The organism is Paenibacillus sp. FSL R10-2788, from assembly GCF_038003885.1.
Lineage (GTDB): Bacteria > Bacillota > Bacilli > Paenibacillales > Paenibacillaceae > Paenibacillus_AQ > Paenibacillus_AQ odorifer.
In genome coordinates, this window is the sequence record NZ_JBBOQA010000001.1 from 5,601,234 (window position 1) to 5,619,462 (window position 18,229).

The window sequence follows — 18,229 nt, forward strand, 5'->3', positions numbered from 1 at the left end:
AATAAATCAATTTCCATAGTAGTAGTAATAGTACCCTTCACTAGCTTTACGTTTTACATTATTGAGAACAACGCCGAGCATTTTTGCACCTACACGATCTAGATTAGCTTTAGCTTTTACTGCGATATCGCGTTTCACCTTACCATAACTGACAACCATAATAACGCCATCACTCTTCGAGGCCACAATTTGTGCATCCGTAACCGCTAATAATGGTGGAGTATCAATAAGAATGACATCATACCGCTGACGCAAATCCTGTAAAAGAGTGCTCATCCGATTAGATGCCATCATTTCCGCCGGGTTGGGCGGGATTGGTCCAGAGGTCATAATTGAAAGATTATTAACACCGGAGTCTTGGACAGTGTCCTCAAGAACTGCCTGTTGAGACAGTAGGGAGGATAAACCAAAACGGTTGCTTAGTGTAAAAGTCTTATGTGCCGTCGGCTTCCGCAAATCGGCGTCAATCAACAATACTCTTTTATCTGCTTGTGCGTAAGCTGCCGCCAGGTTAGCAGATACCGTAGATTTACCTTCTTCCGGTCCGGATGAAGTGACCATAATCACTTGAATAGTCTGATCTACAGAAGAAAAATCAATATTCGTGCGCAATGCGCGAAACGCTTCAGAGACAGGAGAGCGTGGGTTCGTAACGGTGATCAGATGGCGTTGTTTATTTGGAAGCTGTGACATGTTCGAGGTCCCCCGCCTTTCTGGATGATTGTTTCTGTGTTTGTGCGGCACCTTGCTTGCTTTCATCTTGACCCAATCTAGTAATCATAGCTATGGTAGGCAAACCAAGATACTTCTCAATATCAGCTTCTGTCTTCAGGGTGTCATCCATATATTCCAGCAGGAAGGCAATCCCTAATCCAATCATCAAAGAGACGATAAAAGCAATAGCCATGTTCAGTAAAACATTCGGTTCTACCGGCCGTGGCTCAACAGTTGGATTCACTTTAGCTTCATTCAGAATCGATACATTTTCCACATTAAATAGACTTGGAATTTCTTCCTTGAACACAAGTGAAATGGCATTCACGATTTCAGCAGCCCGCTGATAAGAATTATCTCGAACGACAAGTGTCATCACCTGCGTATTATTTACGGAACTCACATTAACCTTTTTTAATAGCTCTTCCGCAGTAATATTGAATTGCGGATAATCCTTTGTAACAATATCAAGGATGGCCGGAGTCTTAATAATTTCCTTATACGTATTAATTAATTGAATATTGGTATTAATCTGGTTTAAATCAAGCTGCCCCACCGCTGACTGCGTCGGTGTTTGGTTAACGATAATCTTCGTGGATGCCTCATATACCGGGTTTTTAATATACAGACTATATACACCAGCAATACCGCACACCAATACAACTATGCTGAAAATGAGCCATAGTCTCTTCCTGACGATCTGAAAATAATCGCGAAGATCCAATTCTTGTGATGACAAGTGAAATTACCCCCAAGCTATTTCTGAAATATTTCGATGCCTGTTCAAATCTTCCCTATTTGCAAAAAAATCGCCTCCTCTCACCTACATGAGAGGAGGCTGTATACTATAAGTTTTATTTACTTGAAGTTAATAGTACGGTAGATAATTACTGCTGCTTCAGCACGGGTAGCTGTATCGTTCGGGTTGAACTTGCCAGCATTTCCGATAACCAGGTTGTGGCTTGCTGCAAACGCTACGCCATCTCTTAGGGATGCGCTGATCTTAGCAGCATCAGAGAATTTGCTGATTGCAGTAGAATCGGTTTTCGCATCAGGATTGATAGATTTCAACGCACGGGAGATCATTGTTGCCATTTCTGCACGTGTAATAGTTGCATTAGGATCAAATTTGGCCGCACTGCGTCCAGTGATAATCCCTTTTTCTGCTGCAACTGCTACATATGGTGCATACCAAGCAGTTGAACTTACATCGCTAAAGCTTTGTACAGCAGAGTTGTTTTCCAGGTTAAGCGCACGAATCAACATTTTGGAGAACTCAGCACGAGTTACGTTGTTCTTCGGTGCAAATTTACCTGCTCCGACTCCTTCAATCGCACCTTTAGCAGCTACGACTTGAATTTGTCTACCAGCCCATGCTTGTACAGCAGCAATATCATTAAAGGAGACTTTATTCTCAAGTACTGCATAAGAAGAGAATGTATCACGTGGTTCTACGATGAACTCTCCATCAAGTACTCCACCTTGGAATTGCAAGTCGCCGTATACAAGCTTACCAACGGAAAGCAATTCTTTATCAAGACCATCAGTATTCTTAAGTGGCAATTTGATAGTAATTGGTTGTTTAAATGTGCTTTGTACTACACCGTTCACACTAAGTGTGAATTCATACACATCCGAAGCCAATTTCAGCTTGGTAACGGAAGTTACAACTTCTGGTTTAGCTGTAGTTACTGTCAATGAAATCGCTGTGCTGAATTGGCTTACAGGAATCGTTACAGTTACACCATTGAAAGTAACGGCGATATTCGCAATACCTTTAGCTTTTGCAGCTTCAATAATGGCTTGGGAAAGTGGAACTTCAACTGTAGTAGCGTTTACTGTTCCCAGATTCAGGGTCAAAGTAAGACCAGTTTTACCAGGGTTCGCTGCAACCAGCTTATCAAATTCTTTAATTACATCAGCATCAACCAATTTCAAGGTTGCTTTACCGTCAACAATGCTTACGAGCTTAGATACGTCATAGATTCCTGGAGTTTGAACAGGAGCTACAGGCGTTGTAACACTTCCACTCCCACTGCCACCGCTACCAGGACCGACTCCGCCGCCAGTACTAAATCCATAAGCTTTAACGTAAGCAACAGCAAGTGATTTTGCCGCAGGTTTTGCGGATTTAATATTATTGTTCAGGTTTTTCAATGTTTGCTTAACATCATTAGCAGTAACTCCAAGCTTGTTCAAAGCCTGACTTACTGTAAGAGCTCCTGCACCTGTAGTGTGGTTCATCACTTTCGCAATGGCTTCATCCAACAAAGTCTCGTAACCAGATTCAGATGTAAGAATTGCCAACAAATCTGCTGATGACTTGTTACCTACCAGTTCACGAAGTTCTGTTTCAATACTGCTCAAGAATTCAGCAACACTATCAACAGTAAGTCCAGACACACCCGCTTTAGCTGCAATTTTGCTTACCAAAGCAATGTTTTTGTCGTCGTTACGGATCACTTGAATTTCGGAGAAGTCATTGCCATAGACGTCGTATACTACACTAGTAACGCTTTGGAACAATTTAAGTGATGTTTTTGTTTCTTCTGCATCCAGTGAAAGATTCTTCAGAATTGGAGCAAAAATTTCTACGAATTCTGCCTCATCCAGTGCTGCAACCTCAGTCTTCAAATTGTAGAGATAAACTGCATCTGTTGCGGTCAATTGTTTGTAAACAGCAAGAACCTTATCCTTAACTGCTGTACTGCTACTAACTGTAGCCGCAGATGCTGTACCTACTGCTCCAAGGCTTCCCAACGGAAGACCCGCTACGGATGCTGCTACCATACTTGCTGCTAATGTTGATACTACTAGTTTCTTTTTCAAAGTCACTAAATATCCACCTCTTCTTATGTATTAAAATACTGTACTACCATAGACCTAGAACAATTCGCCCAAATGCTACACTATTACGAATAGCATTAAATCACCCAATAAAACCCATTCTACCACTATAAGGTAGATTAGTCAGCCCTTTCGGAAAAAAAATCCAAACAATTTTTGTCGGTTTCTCCTTGTTTGTACGTGTTTTCCATGAATAACCTCGCCATTGGTCATAATTTGCTGAGCATTGCCGCGAACATAGTCACGCAGCTCAGGGCCTAATTCTTTCTCCATAACCACATAAGCAGCGTTTAATCCAAAAGGACGATGAACACTGTCATGTGCATCAGAGGCCAACACATGTACTGCATTTCTACGGCATAGCTCCAGCGACAATTTCTGTAGCTTATTCCCGAAAACGCCTGCAAGACTCTGTGCGGTTACCTGCCCAAGTGATCCTAGCTCTATCAATCTCTCTAGTTTAGAAGGATCAGCAGCTATTTCAGCATTGCGCTCCGGATGGGCGATGACCGGAACGAACCCTTGAATGATCAGCTCGTGGCAGATTTCTTCCATGTTACGTGGTACTCGTGAAGAAGGCATTTCCAGTAAAATATACCGCGAATCTGCAAGACTCAGCAGTTCCCCCCGCTCCAGATCATTCAGCAGCTCCCCGTAGATACGGATCTCTTGACCTGGAAGAACAAGCAGTGGATTACCAGCCTGACGAAGTCTCTCATTCATCAACTCCACAGCTTCTTTAATCTTGGGGGCGTTATTCATATATTGACCGTTGGCATGATGTGGCGTGGCGATGACTGAAGTAATCCCTTCTCTGTGGGCGTCTTGCGCCATGGCAAGAGCAGCTTCCCAATCAGAGGCTCCGTCATCCAAAAAGGGTAAGATGTGGCAGTGAATATCTATCATATGTTATCTATCGGTCCTTTTCCATAGAAATTTTAGTTTTATCAACAAAAAAAATACAACCATTCCCACCAGGAATGGTTGCTTGATTGTAAATGAGTTCATATCTTACGCTTCGGTTGACTCCTCTTGCTGAGATTCATTTGCTATCATTTCAGCATCCTCTGAATCCGGAGATTCATTCTCAGAAGGGCGAATATACCCATCAATTAAGCCCCAAAGCTCGTCTTTGCCGAGACCAATTTCCGAGGAGAATGGAATAAAATTATCCCCTGGCAGCACACCCAGCTCCTGCTTCATGGTCTTGATATGTTTTTGCCAGCGTGTCTTCGGAATTTTATCCGCTTTGGTCGCTACAACACACATAGGAAGATCATAATGCTTCAACCAGTCGAACATCATCTTATCATTGCTGGTAGGCGAATGCCGCAGGTCCACAATAAGCAGAACCAGCTTTAACGTATCGCGCTCAGAGAGGTATTTCTCAACCATTTTCCCCCACACCGCACGTTGCGTCTTGGAGACTTTGGCATACCCGTAACCTGGAAAGTCAACAAAATACATGCTGTCTTCATTGATACGGTAATAGTTCATGTGTTGTGTCTTACCAGGCGTGGAGCTTGTCCGAGCCAGATTCTTACGGTTAATCATTCGGTTAATGAGGGAAGACTTCCCCACATTGGAACGCCCTGCCAGAGCAACCTCTGGCAAGGAATCATCAGGGTACTGATCAGGGCCAACGGCACTGATAATAAATTCGGCAATATTAACTTTCATAGGACTTCCTTTCTAATGCACACTACTCGGTGGCTCACTGCTAATTTCATTATGATGCTCAACTAACGCATGATGCAAGACCTGATCCATATTAGATACCGGTACGAACTCAACATCATTACGTACGCTCTCAGGAATATCTTTCAAATCCCGTTCATTGTCTTTGGGAAGAAGGATCTTTTTATATCCAGCTCGGTGAGCGGCAAGAGATTTCTCTTTCAATCCACCAATTGGCAAAACACGTCCCCGCAAGGTAATCTCACCTGTCATCGCCACATCCTTGGAAACATAACGTTTCGTGAGTGCGGAGATCAATGCGGTTGCGATCGTAATCCCTGCAGACGGACCATCCTTCGGAATTGCACCTTCCGGAATATGGATATGAATATCAATCTTCTCATAAAAATCGGGCTGGAGTCCCAGCTCCTCCGCCTTCGAACGAGTATAGCTGAATGCGGCCTGTGCCGACTCCTTCATTACATCGCCCAGCTGTCCGGTGAGGGTTAGTTTACCTGTTCCCTGCACAACCGTAACTTCGATCAGCAGTGTATCCCCACCGACCTCAGTCCAAGCCAGCCCAGTGACGGTACCAATCTGATCTTCAAGCTCGGCCATACCGTAACGATATTTGGAAGCCCCAAGATAATCCTTGATGTCGTCAGGAAGAATGATCACTTTCTCTTTTTCCTCAGACACGATTTGTTTCGCAGCTTTGCGGCATAATGCTGCAATCTGCTGCTCCAAATTACGCACACCGGATTCACGGGTATATTCGCGGACAATGCGTAATAAGCTATCGTCTTCGATAATCAGTTGATCTTCTGCAAGACCATGGTTTTTCTTCTGCTTAGGCAACAGATAACGGCTGCCGATTTGCAGTTTCTCCAGTTCCGTATAACCTGGAATGAACAGCATTTCCATCCGGTCCAGCAATGGACGCGGAATATTATGCACTACGTTCGCTGTTGTTACAAACATTACGTTCGACAAGTCGAACGGCAGCTCTACAAAATGATCACTAAACGTGTTGTTTTGTTCTGGATCCAGTACCTCAAGCAGCGCTGAAGATGGATCTCCACGGAAATCCGCAGCCATCTTATCGATTTCATCCAATAGGATAACCGGATTAATCGTACCCGCCGTCTTCATGCCTTGGATAATCCGCCCCGGCATCGCACCTACATAAGTCCGGCGATGACCTCGAATCTCCGCCTCATCACGTACACCGCCTAACGAGATACGGACGAACTTGCGGTTGAGCGAACGGGCGATGGAACGAGCCAGTGAGGTTTTGCCCACACCTGGAGGACCTACAAGACATAGAATAGGACCCTTAAGCTTCTTAACCAGCTGCTGAACGGCCAAATATTCCAATACCCGTTCCTTTGGTTTTTCCAAACCGTAGTGATCCTCATCAAGTACCTGCTCGGCCTTTTTGATGTCAAGATCATCCTCTGTCTGTTCACTCCAAGGGAGACTGAGCAGCCAATCTACATAGTTGCGAATGACGCCGCCTTCCGCAGAGCTGACTGGCATTTTTTCCAGACGATCGATTTCTTTCTCCATCTTTTCCTTCACACGTTCTGGAACATTTTTCTCTTCCATTAGCGTCCGCAGCTCTTCCGCTTCTCCTACCCGGCCTTCCTTCTCGCCGAGCTCTTTCTGGATCGCTTTCATTTGCTCACGCAAATAATATTCCTTCTGCGTCTTTTCCATTTGTTTTTTGACACGTTGATTGATCTTACGTTCAAGCTCCAGCACTTCACGCTCATTATTAAGAATATCAAGAAGCTTCTCCAACCGTTTACTAACATCAATCGTCTCAAGAATTTCTTGCTTATCCTTAATTTTTAGCGATAAATGACTCGTAATGACATCCGCAAGTCGACCAGGCTCTTCTATATCGGATACAGCAGCGAGGGTCTCTGGGGTCACTTTTTTGGATAACGTAATATAGTGTTCGAACTGATTGAGTACTGTACGCATCAGCGCGTCACATTCTTGATCGCTATCTACATCTTCCGGCAGCTCACGCGCCATAACCTCATAGTACTCATCATTATCGATATAATTAATAATTTCGGCCCGTTCTACACCTTCAACCAGTACACGTATCGTACCGTTTGGAAGCTTCAACATTTGCCGCACATTGGCGACAGTACCGACCCGAAAAATATCGTCCTGACCTGGCTCTTCAATATTCACTTCCGACTGGGAACAAAGAAGAATCAAATTATCTTCAACCATAGCTTTCTCTAACGCCCGAACTGACTTCTCACGGCCCACATCCAAGTGAAGAACCATGCTTGGGTACACAAGAAGCCCTCTTAGCGGCAATAAAGGAAAACGACGACCTTTTGTTTTATTTGTCATCATCGCTTTCGCACCTCCCATGGCTCTCAATTAATCTCATATGCATTCATTCTAACAAAAGCAGCCCCAAAACACCAACAGAGTCCTTAGATTTCAAGAAGAACCGACTTGCTTTTCCTTAAATAGAGACAACGTTTCTTGTAGCATTTAAAAAGGAAGCAGCAGAATTGCCTGCAGCCTCCTTTATTTTACAGCGACAAATCTCACCTTATTCTTCGAATTAGGGATCAATTTTGTTTAACCCTTTGCAGATTCACCAGCGGCATCGGCCTTTAGGAGTGAGGGTGCTGCAGAGAACAGCTCTCCAGCAACTGCAGGCAGCCTTACATCTGCTGTATCGGCACCGAACAGGTGACGGAACACCTCTTCTACTGTTTCCATTGGAATAACGCGTAATGGCGCAAGGTCAGCGAAGAGAGACTGCCAGTTTTCTTTTGGAATAAGCACTGTAGTGGCTCCAGCTTGAAAAGCAGCTTCCACTTTGGCAATTACACCACCCACTGGCTTGACTCGTCCATGGATGCCTATCTCACCTGTGATCGCTACAGTGTTATCCACGGGAAGTCCACGAATAGCAGATACGATTGCTACTGCCATCGCCACCCCTGCCGAAGGCCCGTCAATCGGTGTTCCACCTGGAAAATTCACATGTAGATCATAACGATCGGGCTCCAGATTCATCGTACGCAGTACGGTCAATACATTCTCAACCGAGCCCTTTGCCATACTTTTTCTCCGAATCGTGCGGGAGCCTCCACCGATCTCTTCTTCATCCACCACACCTGTCACGTTCAGTCTGCCCTGGCCGTTCACAGCAGGCGCTGCGGAGACTTCGATTTCGAGCAGAGTACCCATCCCCGGTCCATACACGGCAAGACCATTGACTAATCCAATCTGCGGTGCCGAAGGAATCTTGCGTTCCGTACGCAGCGGAAGCTGGCTGCTGCCCGCTACCCATTCCACATCAGCAGCATTTAGTGTATCTCTCTGTTCAGTTAAAGCTAATCCGGCAGCCAGTTGAATCATATTAACTGCTTCCCGGCCGTTGGTTGCATACTGCTGCACCACAGTGACAGCTTCCGGACTTGGTTTAAGCCCGATTTTCTGTATCGCGTCACGCGCGATGACGGCAATCTCATCCGGCAGCAGCGGGCGGAAATAAATCTCCATGCAGCGCGAACGCAATGCAGGTGAAATCTCATCCGGAGAACGCGTAGTAGCGCCAACTAGCCGGAAATCAGCAGGCAATCCATTTTGAAAAATATCATGAATATAAGCCGGAGTATTATTATCCTCCGAATTATAATAAGCGCTCTCTAGCAGTACCTTCCGGTCCTCAAGCACTTTAAGCAGCTTATTCATCTGAATGGGGTGAAGCTCTCCTATCTCATCCAGAAAAAGAATCCCGCCATGCGCCTTAGTCACCGCTCCCGGTTTCGGCTGTGGCACGCCCGCCACCCCCATGGCTCCTGCACCCTGATAAATAGGATCATGCACGGATCCGATCAACGGGTCAGCAATACCACGCTCATCAAAACGAGCGGTTGTGGCATCAATCTCTGTGAATTTGGCGTCACTTTTAAAAGGAGAAAGCACATTCTTTTTCGCCTCTTCCATGACAACACGCGCTGCCGCAGTCTTGCCGACTCCCGGCGGACCATAAATAATCACATGCTGCGGATTAGCGCTGCAAAGTGCGGCTTTCAGGGCGCGCAGCCCATCCTTTTGCCCGACAATATCTCCAATAGAAGCCGGACGTGTTTTCTCCGACAATGGTTTAGTTAATGTAATCATCCGCATTTTCCGTAACTTGTCCAGTTCCTTGCGCGACTCTCGTTCTACCGCTGACTTATTTGTCTTCTGACCCCGCAGCAGATTCCAAAAGTATACGCCGATAACCAGCGCGAAAAAGAGCTGCACGATCATCACAACTATACTTAATTCCATAGGTCATCCTCCTGTTTCGTTCAGTCTACCTTTCCACCCTTGGCTACTATTAGGTAGTATAGCCGTTTCGGTAATTAGTAAACGCGAATTTGAGGATTTGTTGAATTGTTGCAGTAGGATAGACTCTGATAATTAACTATAAGGGCAATAATGAGTGTGGGGAGTGCAAATGTAGCTTATGTAAATTTTAAAAAGGAGATTGTTGAGGTAGTTAGAAAGGAGATTGGAGAAGAAGGAATGCGGAGAAATGCGGAGAAATGCGGAAAATCGCGGAGAAATACGGGAGAGATTAGTGGAAAGGGAATTTGAGGAACTGTGGTGATATGTCGAGCCGTTGAACTTAGTAACTGAGGATCGTGATCGATGCTATGTAGGGTGAGGAACCTAATTCTGCGACTTTACAGCTAAGGGTGAGGAAGTTGGGAGTTTCCTGTAGATGTTAGTTAGTTGAGTTCGTCGAGGTACTTTTAGAAGCTGAGTTACTCTAGAAACTGAGTCAACTGGGACGGTGAGCTACTTCTAGAGGTTGAGTCAGCTGGGAATGGTGAGCTACTTCTAGAGGCTAAGTCAGCTGGGCACGGTGAGTTACTTCTAGAGGCTAAGTCAGCTGGGCACGGTGAGCTACTTCTAGAGGCTGAGTCAGCTGGGCACGGTGAGTTACTTCTAGAGGCTAAGTCAGCTGGGGACGGTGAGCTACTTCTAGAGGCTGAGTCAGCTGGGCACGGTGAGTTACTTCTAGAGGCTAAGTCAGCTGGGCACGGTGAGTTACTTCTAGAGGCTAAGTCAGCTGGGCACGGTGAGTTACTTCTAGAGGCTAAGTCAGCTGGGCACGGTGAGTTACTTCTAGAGGCTAAGTCAGCTGGGCACGGTGAGTTACTTTTAGAGGCTAAGTCAGTTGGGGACGGTGAGCTACTTCTAGAGGCTGAGTTAGTTAAGTTCGGGGGACTACCTCTAAGACGCAGAGTTAACTTAGTTTGCTGAACGTATGAGTTTGTATCTTCTATGTTCGTAGAAACAACCTATTTAGTACAAAATCTAAGTATCATTGGTACCCAGCCAAATAATTAGGGAAATACTCCCTATTTATCAGTAATTCACGACCTTTCAACTGCTAATTAGGGAAATCCTCCCTGATTATCGGTAAAATCACACATAATGAGGGAAATGCTCCTTTTATTAGGGAGTTTTTCCCTAAAAAGCTCGATTTTGAGCCATAATCGGCTTATTTCAGGGAGAATTTCCCTAATTGTTGCGTTTCAATTCATAACCGACTTCACATCAAGCTCCCTCACATACCTTCTTTTCAAATCCCCACCTTCAGCAAAAGTCATGGCCAAAATTGTTACGCCTATATGATCAGCCCCATCAAACCACTTCAGCTACACCTGCTCCATCAGCCAATTTTACTACTTTATCCGTTTCAACATTAGCTACGTCATCTACACCAGTTACATCAGCTACACCAGTTACATCAGCTACAATGGCACCAACAACTCCATAAGTTACACCAGTTATATCAATTACATTGGCTAAACCTTTGCATCATTTACTTCTATATTAACAACTTCCATCATATAGGCTCCATCAACCATCAACCATCAACCATCAACCATCAACCATCAACCATCAACCATCAACCATCAACCATCAACCTTTACAATTATCAATCCCAGTAATAGAGAACATCACGAGCCAGCTTATACTCAACATTTTTGACGCCGATTCCCCTTTTTATGGGGGTTAGCCAGCCTTTTTCACAGAGACTCTTTAGCATCATGCGTACTGTTTTAGGATCTAGCGTGAAATAATCAGCTACCTCTTTAGGACGTATTATCCCAGCGTTTCGTACCACTAAACGCATGATTTCCTTCTCAGCGATTAGCAGTCTGTCACGTGGCGCATCTAAAATTTGGTAGCGGCTTAACGCCAAACGCAGCAGTGTAACACATAACTCAGGGCGCTGTTCAACATCATCATAGGCAAATGAAATTACTTGATAACCCATTCCGTACAGAAAAGTTTCACGATTTAGCTCATTACAATACTTCAGCCTATCCATGTCTCTTACATGAGCTGCATACCCTTTAATCTCAAACAAGAGCTTGATCGGCCCCGGCAAAAAAGCAAAATCAGCAAAATAAGCCCGTCTCTGTAAATCCAGCACCTCATACTCCGGATGAAGATCATTGAAGTCACCACGAAGCGGCCACCAGACGTTCTGCAAAAATAATTTTTCTGCGTGGCCATGACCTCTCTCCAGCCTCCCCCGCCGTTCGCCCGTTCTGTTTGCAAGATGATGCGCAATAAATTTTTCATGGGCTTGTTCATAGTTCATGTTTACTCATCCCTTCCTCCAAAATAAGAATAAACGCAAAAAAAACGCCCCATGGGCCCCGGATTTACCGGAGCTGCACAGGGCGTTCTTCGCCACGTATTATTAACGAATTATATATTCGTAAAAGACCAAGTTACTTCGACTGCACCGGAGGTGCAAGGTTAGCGTGGGCGCGGCCTGGGATTTCGCCCGTTGCCTCGTAAGCCACCACGATCGCATCAATTTCCTTTTTCAGCTCGTTCACGAGTTCAGCTTCAGGCACTTTACGGATCATTTGTCCGTAACGGAAAAGCAAACCTTCCCCACGAGCGCCAGCAATACCGATATCTGCTTCACGTGCCTCACCAGGACCATTAACAGCACAGCCAAGGACAGAAACTTTAATAGGCACCTTAAGCTTCGAAATATATTCTTCCACCTCATTAGCGATGGAGAAAAGATCGATATCCAGTCGTCCGCAAGTCGGACAAGAGATCAGCGTCGCCGCGTTAGAGATCAGACCAAACGTCTTCAGCAGCTCACGCGCCACCTTAACCTCTTCAACCGGATCGGCACTAAGCGAGATACGCAGGGTGCTGCCGATGCCCATAGAGAGCAGTGCACCGATACCAGCGGAGCTTTTCACTGTACCCGCAAACAATGTGCCGGATTCTGTAATCCCCAAGTGTAGCGGATAAGGAATGACTTCCGCAGCCTGACGATAAGCTTCGATGGCCATTGGCACATCTGATGCTTTTAGAGAGACGATAATGTCGTGGAAATCCAGTTCCTCCAGAATACCAATATGGTATAACGCACTTTCTACCATGGCTTCTGGGGTTGGGTATCCGTATTTCTCCAAAAGGTGATTCTCCAAAGAACCAGCATTTACACCAATACGAATCGGAATCCCTTTTTCTTTACATGCTTTAACTACCGCTTCTACCTTTTCGCGGCGACCAATGTTCCCCGGATTAATCCGTACCTTATCGATGCCGTTCTCAATAGCCATCAACGCTAGCTTATAGTTGAAATGAATATCCGCTACGAGTGGGATATGAATCTGTTTCTTGATCTCCTTGATTGCGGCAGCCGCCTCTTCATTGTTGACAGTTACGCGTACCAGCTGGCAGCCTGCTTCCTCAAGCCGCAATATTTCAGCTACAGTAGCCTCCACATCAGCGGTTTTGGTTGTACACATGCTTTGAATCGCAACCTCGTTGTTTCCCCCAATAATGAGCCCGCCAACATTGACAGGACGGGTTTGGTGTCTCAAGAACATGATTTTTCTCCCCCATAACGCCAAAGCTCCACCCCTTCGCTCCCGCTAATGTGAAGCGGGATAAGCGGAAGAAAGGTGGAGACTGTGACATGTATTGTTAAGGAAAAGCGGCTTACGCGCTTTCCTCTTTCTTCTTGTCTTTCTTAAGGTTGAGCTCAGGCAAAGCTTTCTCCTGAACGACCTGTTCCGTGATCACACAATCTTTAATATCATCGCGTGAAGGAACTTCATACATCACATCGAGCATGATGCTCTCAATAATCGCGCGCAGTCCACGGGCTCCCGTATTACGTTTGATCGCTTCCTTGGCAATTGCTTCGAGTGCCAATGGTTCGAATTTCAACGCTACGTTGTCCATTTCCAGCAGCTTGATATATTGTTTAGTGAGTGCATTCTTAGGCTCGGAAAGGATACGTACAAGCGTATTCTCATCAAGCGGCTCTAAAGTCGAGATGACTGGCAGACGGCCTACAAATTCAGGAATAAGACCGAATTTGAGCAAATCTTCAGGCAATACCATCGACAAATATTCGCCAGGCTTAAGATCCTTTTGTCCTTCAACTGCTGCGTTGAAGCCAATGATTTTTTTACCGATACGGCGTTTAATCATTTGCTCCAGACCGTCAAAGGCACCGCCAACGATGAACAGGATGTTCGTCGTGTCGATCTGAATAAACTCCTGGTGAGGGTGCTTACGTCCGCCCTGCGGAGGCACAGAAGCAACAGTTCCTTCCAGAATCTTCAGAAGCGCCTGCTGTACACCTTCGCCGGAAACGTCACGAGTTATGGACGGATTCTCGGATTTACGTGCTACTTTATCAATTTCATCAATATAGATAATGCCGCGTTCGGCTTTCTCCACATCGTAATCTGCAGCTTGAATGAGTTTGAGCAGAATGTTCTCAACATCCTCGCCGACATAACCAGCTTCCGTCAGGGAAGTAGCGTCTGCAATAGCAAAAGGAACGTTGATAATCTTCGCCATCGTTTGTGCTAACAAGGTTTTACCAGAACCTGTTGGACCAAGCAAAAGGATATTACTCTTCGTCAGTTCAACATCTTCGATCTTGCTTTGGCTGTTCACACGCTTGTAGTGGTTATACACCGCTACAGAAAGAGATTTCTTCGCTTGCTCTTGACCGATTACATATTGATCCAAAATATCGCGAATTTCCTTTGGTTTTGGAATATCCTTCAGATCAAGCTCTTCCTCATGACCGAGCTCTTCTTCCACAATTTCCGTGCAAAGCTCGATACATTCGTCACATATATAAACGCCCGGTCCTGCTACAAGCTTACGAACCTGCTCTTGTGATTTACCGCAAAAAGAACATTTCAATTGCCCTTTTTCATCATTAAATTTAAACATCTAACCACCCCTTTAAGATTTCATCGGTGAAGAAAGAACTTGGTCAATAAGCCCGTATTCCTTGGCTTCTTCCGCGCTCATGAAGTTATCGCGGTCTGTGTCCCGTTCGATTTTTTCAAGGGGCTGACCTGTGCGATCTACATAGATTTGATTCAGCTTCTGTTTCGTCTTAAGGATCCAGTCAGTGTGAATCCAAATATCAGACGCTTGACCCTGAACACCGCCGAGCGGTTGATGAATCATAACTTCGCTGTTGGTCAGCGCATATCTTTTGCCCGGAGCCCCAGCTGTTAGAAGGAGCGATCCCATGCTTGCTGCCATCCCTACACAAATGGTTGAAACATCCGGTTTGATATATTGCATCGTATCGTATATACCCATGCCGGCTGTTACTGAACCACCGGGTGAGTTGAGGTACAAGTGAATGTCCTTCTCGGGATCATCTGCTGCCAAAAACAGCAATTGAGCAATAACCAGATTGGCGACATCATCGTCAATCGCACTGCTTAAGAAAATGATGCGATCCTTGAGCAATCTGGAATAGATATCGTATGAACGTTCTCCACGACTTGTTGATTCCACAACCATTGGTACCAGACTCATGCCACCAACCTCTTTTCTCTGTACAGATTAGTCTTATCGTTTCAGAAATATTTTAACACGTTCAAGGCGCGATGTCATTTTTTCACTACAGTCGACTGTCTGCTGCTTGTGAATTGTGACGTTACTACCCCTATTACCTTATTGCCATACGTTCATACGGATACCTATGTAGTCACATATATTTGCGGCCGAGGATAAAAATAAGGCACGTAACGAAACTTACGTGCCTTATCATATCTGTATGGAGGCCGTGTAACTTGGCCGTTCTAGGTAGTGTCAAGCTAAAACGCCTTCGGCGTCCTTTTGAGGACGGTAAGCGTTTATGCGAGAATTATAAGAATAAAGTATAAAGTGAAACTTATACCTTCTTATAATTTTAAAATATCCTACTCAGCTTTAGTGTCTTCAGCAGCTGGTGCTTCTTCTACTGCTTCAACTTCTACACTATTGCTAACAAGGAAATCAATGGTTTTACGCAACGAAAGCTCTTCGCTCAAGCTGCCCAGTGAACCGTTAGCTGCCAAGATGCTGCGGATTTCTTCTGGAGTACGTTTGTAAGCTTCAGCCATAGTAGCCAACTCTTCGTTAACTTCTTCTTCGGAAACTTCAATGTTCTCTTGTTTTGCGATAACTTCCAATACCAGGTTGTTGCGAACGCGTTTTTCAGCATCGCCTTTCATTTGGTTCTGCAAGTCTTCACGAGTTTGGCCGGAGAAGCTAAGGAACATATCCATGTTCATGCCTTGTTGACGAAGACGAGTGTCGAAGTCACGAACCATGTTCTCAACTTCACTGTTGATCATAGCTTCAGGGATTTCAACTTCAGCGTTAGCTGCTGCTTTATCAACAACTGCATTCTCACGAAGGCCTTTCAGTTCTTCCTCTTTACGGGATTCGAGCTGAGCTTTCAGATCTGCTTTGTACTCATCCAAAGTTTCGAATTCACTTACATCTTTAGCGAACTCATCATCGAGTGCAGGAAGTTGTTTGCGTTTGATTTCGTGCAGCTTCACTTTGAATACTGCTTTTTTACCCGCAAGGTTCTCTGCATGGTATTCATCAGGGAAAGTAACTTCAACATCTTTGAAATCTCCAGTAGCCATTCCTACCACTTGCTCTTCGAATCCAGGAATGAAGGAGTTGCTGCCAAGCTCAAGAGAGTGACGTTCAGCTTTTCCGCCTTCAAACGGTACATCATCTACATATCCGTCAAAATCGATTACAGCGATGTCGCCGTTAGCTGCTGCTTCTTCTTCAACTACTACAAGCTCAGCATGACGTTCTTGCAGACGAGCAAGTTCAGCACTCAACTCTTCTTCAGTCACTTCAGCTTTTTGTACTGGAACTTCCAGACCTTTGTAATCGCCGAGCTTCACTTCAGGTTTAACCGTGATCTTCGCTTTGAAGATAAAGGATTGACCTTTAGCAAATTGCTCAATATCAACTTCAGGACGGTCTACAGGGAAGATGTCAGTTTGTTCAACTGCTTCACCGTAAGCTTCAGGAAGAAGAATGTCGATTGCATCTTGGTACAAGCTTTCTACACCAAAACGGGATTCAAAGATCGGCCGAGGTACTTTACCTTTACGGAAGCCTGGTACGTTAGCTTTTTTAACGACTTTGTTAAAAGCTTTATCAAGTGCTGCTGTTACGCGTTCTGCGTCTACTTCTACTTCAAGAACTCCAAGGTTCTTCTCTATTTTTTCCCATGTTGCTTTCATATTATACTTTTCCCTCCAAAATATAGGTTCACAAGTTTACTTCAAATAATGATACAATCCACGCACAGAATAACCATTATATTATATACAACATTACTTTATTTATCAAGTAGAGAAGTCTTTACAAAACCCTTGAGAGCACGATAAGCTCCCTCAAATTGAAAGCGCATGCCGTCTGTGATGCCATACATTCCACGTGTCTCTTCCTCTTGTCGGGAGCCGTTTAAACTTTCAGAAACAAATTGGTGCAAAGCTCCTGCCCAAATATCCAGCAAAACGTCTTCGCCTTCCAGCAATTTCCGATATTCGTCCGACCCATAAATCGACATGATGAACTGACCCCAGAGCTCTTGTGCAAAATAATACAGCGTAGGCTCATGCACCTCAGCCTGCTCGGCTACCCGCTCCAGCACATGACTCACCTCCGGAGGAAAATCCTCCGTCTGCAGTGGCACGCTCTCGATCTCTACGAGTACCGTTTCATGTCCGCGAATCAGCTTCACTGTTCCCTGCATCCCACGCCGCTTAAGCGTCTGCAAGGTCCGAAATTGTAGCAGTGGATGAACATTATCCCCCTGCAACCAAGTGGTCAGCTCCTCGTCAACGCCGCCACCTTCCAGATAGGATAGCTGCTCTAGTGCAAGTATTGTCGCCTCAGACAGAGGTTCATTCATCACCCGCTGCAGCAGCTTTTTGGGATACCCCGCATCCTCGTTCATTTTGGATTTGGCCAAAAAGCGGGCCATATCCTCTTCCCTTAAATCTTCGTCTTCGGGGTGAACAGCTCCCTCCGCATCTCCATTCTGGGACGCGTAAGGAAATGCAGTTTCGAGCCATTCCAGCAGGGACTGCCATTCCTCGTAATTTCGCTCTTCCTGTCCTTGACACTGCAGCAAAAAACGAAGCAGCTCCATCGCTTCCCCGTAGCGTTCACTTTCCAGCATCACCGTCAGCTGGATTTGATAATAGTCCAGTGTCTTGGGGAACAAGACAATATTCTCTTTGGTGGCGGGGGAATCCGAATGTTTAATGAGGGCACCTCCTTATGTCTACTTATGTGAATGGAATCCTAACCATTATAAAAGTTATTAATACCTTAAGCTTCTTCCGAAACTTAATAATTGTAGATTATAGCATACCCCGTACTCTTTTTAAAAAACAGCTTGAAAAAGATCATCCCATATGATATGATAATTCCTGCTTGCTTTTCTGCCAGCAACCATGTCCCGGTAGCTCAGCTGGATAGAGCATGCGCCTTCTAAGCGCACGGTCGGGGGTTCGAATCCCTTCCGGGACGTCATATAGAAACAGCCTTCCTTCGGGAAGGCTGTTTCTATATTCAGGGGAAGGGTTGGGCGGAGCTCAGGGAGTCACTACTG

The 18,229-nt window shown here is 45.2% G+C and carries 13 protein-coding genes and 1 tRNA gene; 1 reads left to right on the plus strand and 13 read right to left on the minus strand.

The window, feature by feature from the left end; all coding sequences use genetic code 11:
• Positions 1-6: 6 nt before the first annotated feature.
• From NSQ50_RS24980 to NSQ50_RS25040, 13 genes are all read right to left on the minus strand, one after another.
• Positions 7-693 (minus strand): CpsD/CapB family tyrosine-protein kinase, encoded by a 687-nt coding sequence (locus NSQ50_RS24980; RefSeq protein WP_036685074.1) that lies wholly within the window; start codon positions 691-693, stop codon positions 7-9.
• Positions 674-1,453: a YveK family protein gene (locus tag NSQ50_RS24985; protein WP_036685072.1), complete on the minus strand. Its 780-nt coding sequence runs from the start codon at positions 1,451-1,453 to the stop codon at positions 674-676. The genes NSQ50_RS24980 and NSQ50_RS24985 overlap by 20 nt, the downstream gene beginning before the upstream one ends.
• Positions 1,454-1,572: 119 nt before the next feature.
• The gene (locus NSQ50_RS24990) at positions 1,573-3,549 is read right to left on the minus strand and encodes an S-layer homology domain-containing protein (RefSeq protein WP_076224626.1); all 1,977 of its coding nucleotides are present in this window, start codon (positions 3,547-3,549) and stop codon (positions 1,573-1,575) included.
• A gap of 135 nt (positions 3,550-3,684) precedes the next feature.
• Positions 3,685-4,467, minus strand: coding sequence for a tyrosine-protein phosphatase (locus NSQ50_RS24995; RefSeq protein ID WP_076142033.1), 783 nt, complete (start codon positions 4,465-4,467; stop codon positions 3,685-3,687).
• A 105-nt stretch (positions 4,468-4,572) separates the two neighbouring features.
• The gene (gene yihA / locus NSQ50_RS25000) at positions 4,573-5,241 is read right to left on the minus strand and encodes a ribosome biogenesis GTP-binding protein YihA/YsxC (protein ID WP_036685063.1); all 669 of its coding nucleotides are present in this window, start codon (positions 5,239-5,241) and stop codon (positions 4,573-4,575) included.
• A 12-nt stretch (positions 5,242-5,253) separates the two neighbouring features.
• Entirely contained in the window at positions 5,254-7,617 is a 2,364-nt protein-coding gene (gene lon / locus NSQ50_RS25005) for an endopeptidase La (RefSeq protein ID WP_076099438.1), read from the minus strand.
• Between the two features lie 234 nt (positions 7,618-7,851).
• Positions 7,852-9,561: an ATP-dependent protease LonB gene (gene lonB / locus NSQ50_RS25010; protein WP_076224629.1), complete on the minus strand. Its 1,710-nt coding sequence runs from the start codon at positions 9,559-9,561 to the stop codon at positions 7,852-7,854.
• A 1,663-nt stretch (positions 9,562-11,224) separates the two neighbouring features.
• Complete coding sequence (locus NSQ50_RS25015; protein WP_076224631.1) at positions 11,225-11,896, minus strand: BlaI/MecI/CopY family transcriptional regulator; 672 nt, start codon at positions 11,894-11,896, stop codon at positions 11,225-11,227.
• 133 nt (positions 11,897-12,029) lie between these two features.
• The gene (ispG, locus tag NSQ50_RS25020) at positions 12,030-13,157 is read right to left on the minus strand and encodes a flavodoxin-dependent (E)-4-hydroxy-3-methylbut-2-enyl-diphosphate synthase (RefSeq protein ID WP_036685055.1); all 1,128 of its coding nucleotides are present in this window, start codon (positions 13,155-13,157) and stop codon (positions 12,030-12,032) included.
• Positions 13,158-13,269: 112 nt separating this feature from the next.
• A complete protein-coding gene (gene clpX / locus NSQ50_RS25025; RefSeq protein WP_036685052.1) occupies positions 13,270-14,526 on the minus strand; it encodes an ATP-dependent protease ATP-binding subunit ClpX in 1,257 nt (418 codons plus the stop codon).
• 12 nt (positions 14,527-14,538) lie between these two features.
• Positions 14,539-15,129 carry an ATP-dependent Clp endopeptidase proteolytic subunit ClpP gene (gene clpP / locus NSQ50_RS25030; RefSeq protein ID WP_036685049.1) on the minus strand — a complete coding sequence of 197 codons (591 nt, stop codon included), beginning with the start codon at positions 15,127-15,129 and terminating at the stop codon, positions 14,539-14,541.
• Between the two features lie 386 nt (positions 15,130-15,515).
• Positions 15,516-16,850 (minus strand): trigger factor, encoded by a 1,335-nt coding sequence (gene tig, locus NSQ50_RS25035; RefSeq protein ID WP_036685045.1) that lies wholly within the window; start codon positions 16,848-16,850, stop codon positions 15,516-15,518.
• A 98-nt stretch (positions 16,851-16,948) separates the two neighbouring features.
• Positions 16,949-17,839, minus strand: a complete 891-nt coding sequence (locus tag NSQ50_RS25040; RefSeq protein WP_179087768.1) for a hypothetical protein — start codon at positions 17,837-17,839, stop codon at positions 16,949-16,951.
• 234 nt (positions 17,840-18,073) lie between these two features.
• Here NSQ50_RS25040 and NSQ50_RS25045 point away from each other — a divergent pair.
• Positions 18,074-18,147, plus strand: a tRNA-Arg gene (locus NSQ50_RS25045).
• The last annotated feature ends 82 nt before the right edge of the window (positions 18,148-18,229 follow it).

What these genes read in the sequence shown, in the direction of transcription:
- NSQ50_RS24980 (WP_036685074.1), bottom strand. Translation starts at nt 693, where the DNA reads ATGTCACAGCTTCCAAATAAACAACGCCATCTGATCACCGTTACGAAC.
- NSQ50_RS24995 (WP_076142033.1), bottom strand. Translation starts at nt 4,467, where the DNA reads ATGATAGATATTCACTGCCACATCTTACCCTTTTTGGATGACGGAGCC.
- yihA (WP_036685063.1), bottom strand. Translation starts at nt 5,241, where the DNA reads ATGAAAGTTAATATTGCCGAATTTATTATCAGTGCCGTTGGCCCTGAT.
- lon (WP_076099438.1), bottom strand. Translation starts at nt 7,617, where the DNA reads ATGATGACAAATAAAACAAAAGGTCGTCGTTTTCCTTTATTGCCGCTA.
- lonB (WP_076224629.1), bottom strand. Translation starts at nt 9,561, where the DNA reads ATGGAATTAAGTATAGTTGTGATGATCGTGCAGCTCTTTTTCGCGCTG.
- NSQ50_RS25015 (WP_076224631.1), bottom strand. Translation starts at nt 11,896, where the DNA reads ATGAACTATGAACAAGCCCATGAAAAATTTATTGCGCATCATCTTGCA.
- ispG (WP_036685055.1), bottom strand. Translation starts at nt 13,157, where the DNA reads ATGTTCTTGAGACACCAAACCCGTCCTGTCAATGTTGGCGGGCTCATT.
- clpX (WP_036685052.1), bottom strand. Translation starts at nt 14,526, where the DNA reads ATGTTTAAATTTAATGATGAAAAAGGGCAATTGAAATGTTCTTTTTGC.
- clpP (WP_036685049.1), bottom strand. Translation starts at nt 15,129, where the DNA reads ATGAGTCTGGTACCAATGGTTGTGGAATCAACAAGTCGTGGAGAACGT.
- tig (WP_036685045.1), bottom strand. Translation starts at nt 16,850, where the DNA reads ATGAAAGCAACATGGGAAAAAATAGAGAAGAACCTTGGAGTTCTTGAA.